The 13765-nt window shown below is 59.3% G+C and carries 13 protein-coding genes; 11 read left to right on the top strand and 2 right to left on the bottom strand.

Going from position 1 to position 13765, the window contains the following annotated elements; all coding sequences use genetic code 11:
- From ADS46_RS10575 to ADS46_RS10545, 7 genes are all read left to right on the top strand, one after another.
- Positions 1 to 509, top strand: a 509-nt coding sequence (locus ADS46_RS10575) for a DNA polymerase III subunit gamma/tau C-terminal domain-containing protein (protein ID WP_324611678.1), incomplete at its 5' end; no start/stop codon positions are given.
- A gap of 36 nt (positions 510 to 545) precedes the next feature.
- The gene (locus ADS46_RS10570) at positions 546 to 872 is read left to right on the top strand and encodes a YbaB/EbfC family nucleoid-associated protein (protein ID WP_066319816.1); all 327 of its coding nucleotides are present in this window, start codon (positions 546 to 548) and stop codon (positions 870 to 872) included.
- Positions 873 to 875: 3 nt separating this feature from the next.
- Positions 876 to 1481, top strand: a complete 606-nt coding sequence (recR, locus tag ADS46_RS10565) for a recombination mediator RecR (protein WP_066319820.1) — start codon at positions 876 to 878, stop codon at positions 1479 to 1481.
- Between the two features lie 50 nt (positions 1482 to 1531).
- Entirely contained in the window at positions 1532 to 2665 is a 1134-nt protein-coding gene (rnd, locus tag ADS46_RS10560) for a ribonuclease D (protein ID WP_234346811.1), read from the top strand.
- Positions 2662 to 2967: a YcgL domain-containing protein gene (locus ADS46_RS10555; protein WP_066319813.1), complete on the top strand. Its 306-nt coding sequence runs from the start codon at positions 2662 to 2664 to the stop codon at positions 2965 to 2967. The genes rnd and ADS46_RS10555 overlap by 4 nt, the downstream gene beginning before the upstream one ends.
- Positions 2964 to 3557 carry an ACP phosphodiesterase gene (locus tag ADS46_RS10550; protein WP_066319811.1) on the top strand — a complete coding sequence of 198 codons (594 nt, stop codon included), beginning with the start codon at positions 2964 to 2966 and terminating at the stop codon, positions 3555 to 3557. Before ADS46_RS10555 ends, ADS46_RS10550 begins: the two co-directional genes overlap by 4 nt.
- 10 nt (positions 3558 to 3567) lie before the next feature.
- Entirely contained in the window at positions 3568 to 4023 is a 456-nt protein-coding gene (locus tag ADS46_RS10545; RefSeq protein ID WP_066319809.1) for a YcgN family cysteine cluster protein, read from the top strand.
- 42 nt (positions 4024 to 4065) lie between these two features.
- Here ADS46_RS10545 and ADS46_RS10540 read toward each other — a convergent pair whose 3' ends face one another.
- Both ADS46_RS10540 and ADS46_RS10535 read right to left on the bottom strand, forming a co-directional pair.
- Positions 4066 to 4314: a hypothetical protein gene (locus ADS46_RS10540; RefSeq protein WP_156524501.1), complete on the bottom strand. Its 249-nt coding sequence runs from the start codon at positions 4312 to 4314 to the stop codon at positions 4066 to 4068.
- Positions 4315 to 4366: 52 nt separating this feature from the next.
- Positions 4367 to 6448, bottom strand: coding sequence for a S9 family peptidase (locus tag ADS46_RS10535; RefSeq protein WP_066319805.1), 2082 nt, complete (start codon positions 6446 to 6448; stop codon positions 4367 to 4369).
- Positions 6449 to 6510: 62 nt separating this feature from the next.
- On the opposite strand from ADS46_RS10535, the gene ADS46_RS10530 reads away from it, so the two are divergent.
- From ADS46_RS10530 to hrpA, 4 genes are all read left to right on the top strand, one after another.
- The gene (locus ADS46_RS10530; protein WP_066319803.1) at positions 6511 to 6936 is read left to right on the top strand and encodes a hypothetical protein; all 426 of its coding nucleotides are present in this window, start codon (positions 6511 to 6513) and stop codon (positions 6934 to 6936) included.
- A gap of 19 nt (positions 6937 to 6955) precedes the next feature.
- On the top strand, positions 6956 to 7741 hold the full coding sequence (locus ADS46_RS10525; protein WP_066319802.1) for a class II glutamine amidotransferase: 786 nt from the start codon (positions 6956 to 6958) through the stop codon (positions 7739 to 7741).
- A gap of 141 nt (positions 7742 to 7882) precedes the next feature.
- Positions 7883 to 9559, top strand: a complete 1677-nt coding sequence (locus ADS46_RS10520; RefSeq protein WP_066319800.1) for an AMP-binding protein — start codon at positions 7883 to 7885, stop codon at positions 9557 to 9559.
- A gap of 199 nt (positions 9560 to 9758) precedes the next feature.
- The gene (hrpA, locus tag ADS46_RS10515) at positions 9759 to 13670 is read left to right on the top strand and encodes an ATP-dependent RNA helicase HrpA (RefSeq protein ID WP_234346814.1); all 3912 of its coding nucleotides are present in this window, start codon (positions 9759 to 9761) and stop codon (positions 13668 to 13670) included.
- Positions 13671 to 13765: the final 95 nt, after the last annotated feature.

Genomic DNA, 13765 nt, shown 5'->3' with positions numbered 1-13765 from the left:
CAGAGCCAGAGCCAGAGCCAGAGCCAGAGCCAGAGCCAGAGCCAGAGCCAGAGCCAGAGTCAGAGCCAGAGTCGGCTGCTCAAGTCAGTGCTTCCGCACCCCCGTCCGAGTATTGGGACCATGCCCAATGGCTTGAGCAGTTCGATGCCCTGGGGCTTGGCGGCCTGACGCGTAACCTGGCCGCCCATTGTCAGCTGGACACTGATGATGGGCACACCTTCACGCTGCGCTTGGCGCCTAGCCAGTCGGCGATGCAAGCCGAGGTTCACCAGACGCGCATCGAGAATGCCCTGGCCGAACTGGGGGTGAAGCGTCGCGTGGTGTTTCATGTCGAAGACCTCGCCGGTGCCCTGGAAACCCCTCGGCAGCGCGAAGTGCGTTGCCAGGCGGAGCGTCACGCTCAGGCGGTTGATGTCTTGCAGCGCGACCCCCATGTAGTAGAGTTAATGCAGGCTTTCGGCGCACAGCTTGTCGAAACCAGCGTCAAACCTGTTGAAGCGTCGCGCTAACGCTGTGCGATCCACTGATGATTGGAGAGTCTTACCATGATGAAAGGCGGCATGGGCAACTTGATGAAACAAGCCCAAGAGATGCAGGAAAAAATGCAGCGTGCCCAGGAAGAAGTGGCCGAGGCAGAAGTATTGGGCGAAGCTGGCGCCGGCATGGTCAAGGTGACCATGAATGGCCGTCATGACGTGATTTCGGTCGATATTGACCAGAGCGTCATGCAGGAAGACAAAGAACTGCTGGAAGATCTGCTGGCGGCTGCCGTCAACGATGCGGTGCGCAAAGTCGAGGTCAACTCGAAAGCCAAGATGGAAGAAGCCACTGCCGGGCTTGATCTGCCCCCCGGCTTCAAAATGCCATTTTAAATGATGCGGTTTTCTCCGCTTGTCGAGCAACTGATGGAGGCCTTTCGCGTCTTGCCGGGCGTGGGGCCAAAAACCGCACAGCGAATGGCCATGCACCTGCTGGAACGGGACCGCCCCGGCGGCCAGAAACTGGCGTCCACGATCCAGCAGGCGATTGACGAAGTCGGCTACTGTCGGCGTTGCCGAACGCTGACTGAAGCGGATATCTGCGCGTTGTGTGAAAGCCCGCGCCGCCATGACCAGCTGCTATGCGTGGTGGAATCTCCTGCCGATCAACTGGCGATTGAAGAAGCCGGTGGCTTTCAGGGGCGCTATTTCGTCCTGCATGGCCACCTGTCGCCGCTGGATGGCATCGGGCCTGATGCTATCGGCCTGGATGTGCTTGAAGCCCGTGTCGCGGAAGGTCAAATCAGCGAAGTGGTGCTCGCCACCAACCCCACGGTGGAGGGCGAAGCCACCGCGCACTACATTGCTGCCTTGCTGGCGGAACACGGTGTAACACTATCGCGGCTTGCCTACGGCGTCCCCATGGGCGGTGAGCTGGAATACGTAGACGGCGGCACACTTAGCCGAGCATTCAACGGCCGCCAGCCGTTCAGCAGTGAATAACTTACTCTCATGCAAGCGCTCAGGCGGTTGTGCAAACAGGGAATAGACTTTTGTCCTCATTTCAACCCGCTGACATCAGCTGGATTGCCTCGCCGCAGGCCCTCGATGACGCCTGCCTACAGGTGGCCGATGCCCCTGTGATTGCCTTGGATACGGAGTTTTTCCGCGAGAAAACGTTTTTTCCCATCCCGGCGCTAATCCAGTTCAGCGCGGGTGAGCATGCGTTCCTGATCGACCCGCTGGCAACGCCCTGTACCGATGCCTTTCGAGCTCTTTTGCAGAATCAAGCGATCAAGCTGCTGCATGCCTGCAGTGAAGACCTGGAGGTGTTTCAAATCTGGGCAGGCGTCTTGCCCAGCCCCTTGATCGACACCCAGGTGGCGCAGGGGTTTCTGGGTGATAATCCCAGCATGGGATACCAGAAGCTGGTCGAGGCCTGGGTGGGTAGAACCCTGCCCAAGGAAGAAACCCGCTCCAACTGGCTGGAGCGCCCCTTGACCGCCGCGCAGTGCGAGTATGCCGCGCTGGACGTTATTTACCTGCTCGATGTATGGGCAAAACAGCGTGAGCAGCTCGAGCACCTTGACCGCTTTGCCTGGCTGGAGAGCGACTGCCGCCAACTGATCGACCAGGCGGGTCGCAGCGATGACAACGACACTCAGTGGTACACCCGGCAACGCCAGCTATGGCGACTCACCGCGCCACAACTGAAAGCGTATCAGCTGATGACCACCTGGCGGGAAGGCGAGACACGTCGTCGCGACATACCGCGGAACTGGCTGATAAGCGATAAACACTTGATGGCCATCGCCGAGGCGATGCCTAGCAATCGCTATGAACTAGCCCGTGTTGAAGGAATGACACCCCCGCTGGTCAAGAAAGAGGGCGATGCCCTGCTGGGCTTTGTCAAGGAGGCCCAGCATACGCCCAGTGACGCCTTGCCCACGCCATGGCCGGACCCGATGCAACCAGCCTTCAAGCAGCGTTTCAAGGCGTTAAAGAAAGTGGTTAAAGGCCATGCCGATGAACTGGGGCTTGCGCCTGAGGTGCTGTTGCGCCGCCGTGATCTGGAGGCGCTGGTTATGCAGTCGCTGGCGGGGTCGCCGCTAACCCTGCCCATCGGTTGGCGAGGTGAACGGCTGAATGATGATCTGGCAACGGCGTTGGAGGCGCAGACCCAGTGAGCGATAAACTGCTGTGCGAGATTTTCAAAAGCTCGCGTAAAGATGAAATGTATCTTTACGTTGATAAGCGTCAGGGGCTTGCGCATGTCCCCGAGCCGCTATTGGCGTCGTTTGGCAAGCCCCAGGCATTGCTCACCATGATTTTGACCGCTGACAAAAAGCTGGCGCGTGCCAGTGCGGCAGACATCATCGAGGCGATCGATTCCCAGGGTTTTTATCTGCAGATGCCACCTGGCAACGAAACGAATTTATTGACGGAACACCTGGCCCAGCAGCATTCCGGCAATCCGCCAGGCGAATGAATTTTCTCGCCCATGCCTGGCTTGCCCGCGACGGCAGCGATGACTTCCTCTACGGCAATCTGATTGCCGATGGGGTCAAGGGCCGTGATCTGGCCGCCTGGCCTGATGATACGGCCCTGGGTATCCGTCACCATCGCCGTGTGGATGCCTGGGTGGACGGGCATCCATGCGTCAAGGCGGCGTTGCGTCGGTCGCCCCCCGCTCAGCGGCGCTTCATGGGCATTGCGCTGGATATTGTCTGGGACCACTTTCTTTCCCTGGAACACCATGCCGACGCCTCACAGCCGGTATTGATCGAGCGTTGCTATCGGCTGTTGAATGAGCGCTCGGCGCCTGACCGCCTGGCCCCCATGGTGGAACCCTTGATCACCCACGACTGGCTGCGCCGCTATGCCGATTTCGATTTTACCTGCCAGGCCATTGCTGGCGTAGGCAGACGTCTGTCAGGACCCAATCGGTTGGCGGAGCTTGTCCCATGGCTACACGAGGATTACGCTCAGTTAAAGAGCGATTTTGATGAACTCTGGCCCGCGCTTTTTGATGCGCTAGGTACCGAGCGTCGTTTCCCAACGCATACGAGTAGCAAGTGAAGGTGATCCAATGACAGGCGCGTTACGCGAGCGCTTTTGGGAGCGCTATACGCTGGAAGAACTGACCACGGCCGAGTGGGAGGCACTCTGCGATGGCTGCGGGCAGTGCTGCCTGTTGAAGCTGCACGATGAAGAAAGCCAGGAGCTGGCGGTGCTCAATGTGGCCTGTCGGCTGCTGGATACGCATAGTTGCCAATGCAGCGATTACGAAAATCGTTTCGACTTCGTCCCCGACTGTACTCAGCTGACCCCTGAGCTGGTGAAAGAATTCACCTGGTTGCCGTCCACCTGTGGCTACCGGCGTGTCGCCGAAGGGCGCAAGCTGGCCGGCTGGCACCCTTTACTCAGCAACGATGCCGAGCGAGTCCATCGCAAAGGGGTGAGTGTGCGCAGCTATGCCGTTTCTCAGGATGATGTTCCCGAACACCGGCTGGAATCCCATATCATCGCCGTACTGCCCATGTAGCGCCCCGCTTATGGGTAGCATGTGCATTCCCACCCCTGTTTGTTAAACGGCTGACTTGCGTGTTGGCTTATCCCAGATCGATAAAAATGCCTCTTTCGCTGGTTTTGTTGCCTGCGTTACCGCTTGCGCATGCGATGGCGCTTTTGCTTTGCGGGGCTTGCGCGGTGTATCCCAAATGGTCGGGAAATGATCGTGATGTGGCATGGTATCTCCTTGAGGTTTTACAACCTTGGTCTGTAAGACTAAGGCATAATATGCCACATGATTCTGTTTTATGGAAACCTTTTCCATAAAAATCCCCTCCATCTAACGATCTTTCATAAAACGATCTATCAGGATTGGATCAATCCACCAAGCCTAGCGCCCAGAGAATAAAGGCATCCTGGCGAGCGGCGTCGCGCCACGCCTTGAAACGGCCGGAGGCGCCGCCGTGGCCACTACTCATATCGGTGTGTAGCAATACCGGAGCGTCGCCTTGCTGGAGTTGGCTGACCCGCGCATAGAATTTCGCCGGTTCCCAGTAGCTAACCCGGGTATCAAACCAGCTGCCTTCCAGCCACAGCGCCGGGTAACGTTGGGCCGTCACGTTGTTGATGGGCGAATAATGGCGGATACGTTCGGCCACCTGCGGGTCGACCGGGTTGCCCCATTCGCTGTATTCGGCGGTGGTCAATGGCAGCGACGGATTCTGCATGGTGCGTAGCACGTCGAGAAACGGCACCTCGAGGACACCGGCGCAAAACGACTCAGGGGCACGATTGAGGCAGGTGCCCACCAGCAGGCCGCCCGCGCTTGCGCCACAGGCGACAATCCGCTGTGGATCGCTCAAGCCTTGCGCCACCAGGGCATCGCGGGCGGCTAGAAAGTCGTCAAAGCTGTGTTCCTTGTGGGCCATCTTGCCGTCCAGATACCAGGGCTCGCCACGCTCGCCGCCTCCGCGCACGTGGGCCACGGCAAAGGCAACACCCCGCTCGAGCAGTTCCAGGCGGGCAATGGAAAACCACGGGTCGAGGGGTTCTCCGTAAGCACCATAGCCATATAACAGGGTGGGCAGCGGCTGGTTGGCCAGGTCGCTACGCGTAACGACCGAAACGGGAACACGCTGGCCGTCGGCACTGGTCGCCCAGATCCGCTGACTGACGAGCTGTTCGGGTGCCAGGCTGCCATATACTGGCACGCGTTTGAGCAGTGTGCGCTCCCCGGTGGTCAGGTCCAGGGCATACCAGCTGGGCGGACGGGTAAACGATTCTTCCCGCAGACGCAGCACCTGGGTATCGAAGTGGGGGGCGTCCTCAAGCAGCTGTGAGCACAGCGATTCGGGTTGGTCGAGGTAGTCGTCCCGGGTGATGTGCTGCTGCGGGTTGAGGTCCAGGCGACGCAGTCGCACCTGTGCTCGATCATGATCGCGTTCAGCAAGCATCAGCCCCCAGGCGAAGGCATCTATGCCCTCCAGGGTAGCGTCTTCCCGCGCGGGGACGAGGGGCTGCCATGCAGGCGAGTCGCTATCCAGTTCCTCGATGGCTAACACGTCAAGCTGGAAATGGGCGCTGGCTTGATTATGCAGCCGATAAAATACGCCGGGACGATGGTCTATCGTATACTCAACGCCGGGTTGGCGAGTTTGAAGACAGCGGGGTGTATCGGTCGGCGTTCGGGCTGGCACCACGTGGACTTCACTGGTGTCTTTGGAGGCACTTTCAAGCACCAGCCACTCCCGGGAACGGGTTTTGCCCATGCCCAGCCAAAACTCCGGGTCGTCCTCGCGCAGCAATAACGTCGCTGGCTGTGAGTGCGGTGTGTGGTCAAGGCTGATTGGCAGGCACCAAATGCTGTCCGGGCGTTGGGTGTCGTCGAAGCGGGTAAACAGCAGCGAGGCACGGCCAGCCGTCTGGTCTTCTGCCCAGCAGATGCCGGGGCCGATGTCGCTGAGCAACTGAACCGGTTGACCGTCGGGCAGGCGTTTTAGCCACAGAGTAAACCGCTCGTCTCCCTGATTATCGTCGGTCCAGGCCAGCCATGCTTCATCAGGTGACAGCGCCATGTCGCCCATTTCGTAGAATGGCTGCCCGGCGGCAAGGTCGGGTACCGCTAGAACGCATTCAGAGGCGTCGGGCTGACCGTTGGGGTGACGCCACCAGCGGGGGTATTCCTCATCGGCGGCGGTTTCGCTCCAGAACGTAAAGTGGTCGAGCGTTGTCGGAAGGCTGGTGACCGCGAGTTCCCGTCGGCGCAGGTGGCTTTCATAAAGTGCGTCGGCAAGCGGTTCCAGCGGTTTGAACCATGCGGCATGCTGCTGGTTTGCCGCGGTCAGAAATTGGCTGACATCGGCGCTGTCGCGCTGCTCTAGCCAGTGCCAGTGTGGATCATCCGCACGAAAATAGGCGCTGACCGGGTGGCTGTTGTTCAGGGCTGGCTGTGCTTTCATAAATTGATAGGTACCATAACGGGAAATCTACGTTGGGTGAGTACACCCTCATGAGGAGTATTATGCTGTTTGCTGATTCAATGTCACTGTTGTGGTTGAGTTATTACGGTCTGTCACTGGTCGTGTGCTTGGCCGTTTATTTTGCGTTCGCCTTTTTGCCCAGATTGTCGCGCCTATTGCTGACATGGTGCATTGGCGGTGCGATGTGGGCGCCTGCACCCTTTCGGTTGCCCCTGGTGGAAGAGGGCGAGTTTTACACGGGGTGGGCGCCTTCCGCCATGGTTGCCGCTGTAGGGTTTTTAGAGAGCAACGGTGGCGCACTGCGTAACGGCCTTTTGTGCTTGGTGCTTGGCATGGCAATTGGTGGCGTTGTAGGCGTTGCACTATGGTGGCGTGGGCGCAACAAGGCCGTCCTTGAGCCTGCGGCTGAAGAAAACACGGCCGACGATCCCGAAGAAACACGCCGCCGTGAACCGGTGATAGGCTAAGCCTGACAGGAGCACGTCGATGTGTGAGCTGTTGGGAATGAGCGCCAATGTGCCCACCGATATCTGTTTCAGCTTCGCTGGCTTCCTGCACCGGGGCGGCGGAACAGGGCCGCACCGCGACGGTTGGGGCATTGCCTTCTATGAAGAAGGGGGCTACCGGGAGTTCCGCGACCCCCATCCGTCGGTAGACTCGCCCATCGCACGACTGATCTGCGATTACCCGATCAAATCCAATGTCGTGATCAGTCATATTCGCCAGGCCAACGTCGGTGGGGTCACCTTGGCCAATACCCATCCGTTTACCCGCGAAATGTGGGGGCGGCCCTGGTGCTACGCCCACAATGGTCAGCTGAGCGACTGGCAGCCTTTGCCGCTGGGCTTTTACACCCCGGTGGGCAGCACGGACAGCGAACACGCTTTCTGCTGGCTGATGAGCGAGCTAAGGCGTGACTTTCCAACCCCGCCAGACGAGCAAGCGCCGCTTTGGCAAACGCTACACGGTCTATGCGAGCGGCTGCGAACGCTGGGTGTCTTTAATCTACTGCTCTCTGACGGCACGTATCTCTATACCTACTGTTCAACTAAGCTTGCTCATATCACCCGTGCTGCGCCCTTTGGTGAGGCTGAATTGTCTGATGCCGAGCTAACGGTCAACTTTGCCGAACATACCACGCCCAACGATATCGTGTCGGTGATTGCGACCGAACCACTGACCCATAATGAACACTGGTGCCGCATGCAGCCGGGGGAATTGCTGGTGTGGCGCGATGGATGCATTCAGGCGCGCTATTTAAGTCAGGCATGATGGGAGGTTAGGGCTAAAGTTGAAACGAAAGTTTCAATCGATCGTTTTACAGTGGTAGGTCAGTCGTATATCGTTGCGTTCTTCGCGACTCGACAACAACAAGGTCGGTGACGACATCGACATGGAAACTGGAGATTGCCCATGAGCGAACAAGCTGATGCCCCTATTCTTCGCGGTCCCGTGCTCGAGGGCTTAGAGCAGTACGGTGCCGTGACCGACGTTTTCCACACGGCCGTTGAACGTTTCAAAGACAAGCCGGCATTTAGCTGCATGGGCAAAACGCTCAGCTTTGCTGACCTTGACCGGTTATCAGCTAATTTTGCCGCCTGGTTACAGCATGAAACCGACCTGGTGCCCGGTGACCGGATCGCCATTCAACTGCCCAATGTGCTGCAGTTCCCGGTGGCAGTATTTGGTGCGCTGCGCGCGGGCCTGGTGGTGGTCAACACCAACCCGCTGTATACCGAGCGCGAAATGGCCCACCAGTTCAAGGATGCCAACGCCAAGGCGATCGTGATCCTGGCCAACATGGCGGACAAGCTCGAGCGCGTGCTCGATAAAACGGAGATCAAGCATGTGGTCGTGACGGAGCTTGCCGACCTGCACGACTTCCCCAAACGGCTGCTGATCAACAGCGTGGTCAAGTACATCAAGAAAATGGTCCCGCGCTTTTCGTTACCTCAGTCGGTGCGTCTGCGCGATGCGTTGAATAAAGGGCAGGCCTTGAGTCACCGCGAAGTCACCCGAGACCAGGAGGATCTGGCCGCGCTTCAATATACCGGGGGGACCACCGGCATGCCCAAAGGGGCGATGCTGACCCACCGTAACCTTGTCGCCAACATGCTGCAGGCCCGACAAGCTATCGGCGGTAACCTGACCGATGGCAACGAACTGGTGATTGCGCCGTTGCCCGTGTATCACATTTACACCTTTACCGTGAACTGCCTGTTTCTGATGGAGACTGGCAACCATTCGGTATTGATCACCAACCCGCGTGATCTGAATGGCTTTATCAAGTCATTGAAGGGCATGCCGTTTACCGCCTTTATTGGTCTCAATACACTGTTCAATGCGCTGTGCAATCGCGAGGACTTCAAGCAGCTCGACTTCTCGAAACTGCACCTGACCATTTCTGGCGGTATGGCCTTGACGAAAACCTCCGCGAAGCGCTGGGAAGAGGTAACGGGGTGTCCCATCTCGGAAGGCTACGGACTGACGGAAACCTCGCCGATTGTCAGTTTCAACCCGTCGGATGCCATTCAGCTAGGCACGATTGGCAAACCGGTGGCAGGGACGGCGGTCAAAGTCGTCAATGCCGACGGTCAGGACCAGCCGCTGGGCGAGCCTGGCGAGCTGTGTGTGCAGGGCCCTCAGGTCATGAAGGGCTACTGGCAGCGTGAGGAAGAGACGCGCGCCTCCATTGATGCCGACGGCTGGTTCTCTACCGGTGATATTGCCGTGCTCCAGGAAGACGGCTACATCCGTATTGTGGACCGCAAGAAAGACATGATTCTGGTCTCGGGATTCAATGTTTATCCCAACGAAGTGGAAGACGTCGTGGCCGGACATCCCGATGTGGTCGAGTCAGCCGCGGTAGGCGTTGCCGATGAAGCGGCGGGAGAGGCCATCAAGCTGTTCGTGGTCAGCAAAAATCCCGAGCTGGATGCCGAAACGCTGCGTCGCTGGTGCAAGAGTGAACTTGCCGGTTACAAAGTGCCGAAGCACATCGAGTTTCGCGATGAGCTGCCCAAAACGAACGTCGGTAAGGTGCTGCGCCGTCAGCTCCGTGACGAAGATAACACCTCCGCTGACGCTTAATCGGTGGCGCGATTTATGCGCCAGCTAAGTGAACGCGTTACAATGATCTGCCCGCTCGGTTGAGCGGGCAGACTTTTTTATACGTGCCACCCTGCAAGTGCCCATAGGACCTGGATATATCGTGACCAACGACACGCCGCTCGCAACGACCTCCGATGCACAACGCCTCAAGACGCTCAAGTCCGCCGTGAACAACACGATGCGACGCGATGCCCAGCGTTTCGAGCGGCGGTTGGCCGGTTTGTCGCGTCGTCTGCAGGAGGGTAAACCCATCGACCGGGGGTTGAACGAGCTGGAACCCGAGGTGGCGCGCGCGCAGCAGGTGCTTCACCAGCGAGAGAACCAGTCGTTTAACTGGAACTACCCGAACGAATTGCCGGTGGTTGAACGCCGTGAGGATATTCTTGCGGCGCTGCGCGACCATCAGGTCGTTGTCGTCGCGGGGGAAACCGGGTCGGGTAAAACCACCCAGTTACCCAAAATGTGCCTGGAGCTAGGCCGTGGTCGGCGTGGCCTGATAGGCCACACCCAGCCGCGTCGGCTTGCCGCGCGCAGTGTGGCCACCCGGCTTGCCGAGGAACTGGCAGTGCCGCTTGGCGAGCAGGTGGGGTATCAGGTCAGGTTTACCGACCAGAGCAACGAGAACACCCTGGTCAAGCTGATGACCGACGGGATCCTGCTGGCGGAAACCCAGCACGACCCGCTTTTGCTGCGCTACGACACCATCATTATCGATGAAGCCCACGAGCGCAGCCTCAACATCGATTTCCTGCTGGGCTATCTGAAACGTCTGCTCCCCAAGCGCCCGGACCTGTCGGTTATCATCACCTCGGCCACCATCGACGTGGCGCGATTTGCCGCCCATTTCGGCAGTGCCCAGCGCCCCGCCCCGACGGTTGAAGTCTCCGGCCGGGCTTATCCGGTTGAGGTGCATTACCGGCCACTGGTACGCGACGGCGAGGACGAAGAGGACCGCACCCTGCAAGAGGGTATCCTCCACGCGGTCGAGGAAATCGAGGGGCTGGAACGTGAAAAGGGCTGGCAGCACGGGCCACGCGATGTGCTGGTGTTCCTGCCCGGCGAACGGGAAATTCGTGAAACGGCTGATACTCTGCGCCGCGCTGACTTGCGTGACTGTGAAGTACTGCCGCTGTACGCGCGGCTTTCCAACGCCGAGCAGAACCGGGTGTTCGCGCCGCACCGTGGGCGACGAATCGTGCTGGCGACCAACGTCGCCGAAACTTCGCTGACCGTCCCCGGCATCCGCTATGTGATCGACCCGGGGTTGGTGCGTATCAGCCGTTATAGCTACCGGTCGAAGATCCAGCGTTTGCCGGTCGAGCCGGTGAGTCAGGCCAGCGCCAACCAGCGCATGGGACGCTGTGGGCGGATTGCAGAAGGCGTGTGTATTCGTCTATATGACGAGGACGATTTTCTGGCCCGCCCGGCGTTTACCGACCCCGAGATCCAGCGCACCAATCTTGCCTCGGTCATTTTATCCATGCTGGCCCTCAAGCTGGGTGATATCGAGGACTTTCCGTTCGTCGACCCGCCCGACAGCCGCTTTATCAAAGACGGTTTCCGTCTGCTCTTTGAACTCGGGGCGGTGGACGAGCGTCAGCGGCTCACGGTGCTGGGTCGCAAGCTCGCACGGTTGCCGATAGACCCCCGGCTGGCGCGTATGGTGCTGGCGGGTCACGAGCAGGGCAGCCTGCGCGATGTATTGGTCGTGGTCTCTGCACTGGCGATTCAGGACCCCCGTGACCGTCCGGCCGACAAACGCCAGGCCGCCGATCAGGCCCACCAGCGCTGGCACGATCCCGACTCGGATTTCGTGGCGCTGTTGAACCTTTGGCACGGCATCGACAATGCCCGCGAAGCACTGTCAGGCAATCAACTGCGTCGCTGGTGCCGGGACCACTACATCAATTACCTGCGCGTACGCGAGTGGCACGATACCTTCCGCCAGTTGCGTCAGCTGCTGCGCGATATGGACATCGAGGTACCAGCGCCGACGCCCGCCCCGGCGGATGAAAACGAAGAGCAGGCGCGACAGGCAAGGCGTAAAACCTCCGGTCCGCTACACAAGGCCTTGCTGACCGGGTTGCTCTCCAACCTGGGTACGCTGCTGGAAAATCGCGAGTATTTAGGTGCGCGTAACCGTAAGTTCATGATTCATCCAGGCTCGGGGTTGGCCAAAAAAACGCCCAAATGGTTGATGGCCTTCGAGCTGGTGGAAACCTCCAAACTGTTTGCGCGCACCGTGGCAAAGATTGACCCCCAATGGATTGAGCCACTGGCGTCACATCTGGTGAAGCACAGCTACAGCGAGCCTCATTGGGAAATGAAGCGTGCCCAGGTAGTGGCGTTCGAGCAGGTGACGCTGTTTGGTTTGCCCATCGTGACCCGGCGCCGTGTGCATTACGGCCCGATCGCCCCGGCCGAGTCGCGGGAGCTGTTCATTCGCCGCGGGCTGGTAGAGGGCGAGTTTCACACCAAGGGCGAGTTTTTTGCCCACAACCGGGCGCTGATTGAAGAAGTCGAATCGCTGGAAGATCGTGCCCGTCGTCGCGACATCCTGGTCGACGAAGACACCTTGTTTGCGTTTTACGACGAGCGGCTCCCCAGCGACATCGTCAACGGCAAAGGGTTTGAACACTGGCGCAAGCAGGCCGAACAGCAGGAACCAGAGCTGCTCAAGTTCGATATCGAAGCGCTCAAGGCCCGCGACGCCGAGGACGTCACAAAGGCACAGTACCCTGATCATCTGACCCTTTCGGGGGTTGCCTACCCGTTGAGCTATCATTTTGACCCCGACGCGGAGGACGATGGCGTCACCTTGACCGTCCCCGCGGCGATGCTGCCACAACTACCGGAGCATGCTCTGGAGTGGCTGGTACCCGGCTTGCTGCGCGAGAAATGCATTGCCTTGATGAAAGCCTTGCCCAAGAGCATTCGCCGCCAGGTGGTGCCCATTCCTGACTGGGTCGACGCAGCACTGGAAACACTGGTGCCGGATGAGCGGCCCTTGACCGAGGCCCTGGGCGAGTTCATTCGCCAGCGCACAGGGTTACGTGTGCACCCGGACGATTGGCGCTTTGATACCTTGCCCGCTCACCTGATGATGAATATCCGGGTGGTGGATCATGATGGCGAGACGCTGGGGCAGGGCCGCTCCCTGCGGGCGCTGGAAGCGACGTTTGAAGCGGCGGCCAAGGCCGGTGCTCAGGCACTGTCCGAGCAGGTCAGCGAAGCCCCGGATTTATCAGGGTTACCTGAGGAGCCCCTGCCCGATTCCCGCGTGACCACCCAGGCGGGTATTCGGGTTGAAGCCTACCCGGCATTGGTTAACGAGGCCGATACGTTTAAGGTAATGCTCTTTGACCATGCGGCAAAAGCCCAGGCGGCCCACCAAATGGGCGTGGCGCGTCTGGCGATGCAGCAATCTCCCGCCCAGGTCAAGGCGATCAAGGCACTGCCCGGGCTGGAAAAGTGCGCGTTGTTGTTCACCAATGTAGGTAGCAAGCAGGCGTTGATCGACGATGTGTTAGTGGCAGTGTTTACCCAAACGGTGGCACAGGCGCCAATTCCTCGCTCGGCCGCCGAGCTGAACGACCGCCTGGCAGCGGTCAAGGGCGACCTGGTACCCCACGCCGAGCAACTGCTTGGCCAGGTGGAAGCGGCGCTGAAAGGCCATTTGGCGGTCAGCAAGATACTGAAAGGCAAGCTGAACTTTGCGCTGGCACTTGTCTACAGTGACGTGAAAGCACAAATGCAGCGGCTGGTTTACCCTGGATTTATTACCCAGGCGGGGGAGTGGCTTTCAGAGTACCCGCGCTACACCGAGGCAGCATTGATCCGGTTGGAAAAAGCCGCCCGCGAGCGGGGGCGCGATCAAATGCTGATGCAGGACATTCAGGCGATGGAGGAAAAATTCGATGCCCGTCGCGAAAACGAACGCCGTGGGCGCGTTGAAGACCCGTCGCTCGTCGAGTTTGGCTGGTGGTTGCAGGAACTTCGCGTCTCGTTGTTTGCCCAGCAGTTGGGGACACGGATGCCCGTTTCGGTGAAGCGGCTGGAGAAACGTTGGCAAGAGATAATTAGCGTTTAGATGCGGGCTGGAAAAATGCGCGTGAAACGCACACAGTGATGATATTGGCGGCGGTTGGAGCTTCCTGGCGCAAGCAGCCGTGAAAAGGAGATGTA

It is taken from the genome of Halomonas sp. G11 (assembly GCF_001663515.1).
Taxonomy (GTDB): Bacteria; Pseudomonadota; Gammaproteobacteria; order Pseudomonadales; family Halomonadaceae; genus Vreelandella.
The sequence above is the reverse complement of the archived record's forward strand: the minus strand, read 5'-3'. Positions and strand labels throughout refer to the sequence as shown.

Bases quoted from the DNA above. Each gene is read 5' to 3' on its own strand.
- ADS46_RS10530 (WP_066319803.1), top strand. From the start codon at position 6,511: ATGCTGTTTGCTGATTCAATGTCACTGTTGTGGTTGAGTTATTACGGT.
- ADS46_RS10540 (WP_156524501.1), bottom strand. From the start codon at position 4,314: ATGGAAAAGGTTTCCATAAAACAGAATCATGTGGCATATTATGCCTTA.
- ADS46_RS10520 (WP_066319800.1), top strand. From the start codon at position 7,883: ATGAGCGAACAAGCTGATGCCCCTATTCTTCGCGGTCCCGTGCTCGAG.
- ADS46_RS10570 (WP_066319816.1), top strand. From the start codon at position 546: ATGATGAAAGGCGGCATGGGCAACTTGATGAAACAAGCCCAAGAGATG.
- ADS46_RS10550 (WP_066319811.1), top strand. From the start codon at position 2,964: ATGAATTTTCTCGCCCATGCCTGGCTTGCCCGCGACGGCAGCGATGAC.
- hrpA (WP_234346814.1), top strand. From the start codon at position 9,759: ATGCGACGCGATGCCCAGCGTTTCGAGCGGCGGTTGGCCGGTTTGTCG.
- ADS46_RS10535 (WP_066319805.1), bottom strand. From the start codon at position 6,448: ATGAAAGCACAGCCAGCCCTGAACAACAGCCACCCGGTCAGCGCCTAT.
- ADS46_RS10525 (WP_066319802.1), top strand. From the start codon at position 6,956: ATGTGTGAGCTGTTGGGAATGAGCGCCAATGTGCCCACCGATATCTGT.
- ADS46_RS10545 (WP_066319809.1), top strand. From the start codon at position 3,568: ATGACAGGCGCGTTACGCGAGCGCTTTTGGGAGCGCTATACGCTGGAA.
- recR (WP_066319820.1), top strand. From the start codon at position 876: ATGCGGTTTTCTCCGCTTGTCGAGCAACTGATGGAGGCCTTTCGCGTC.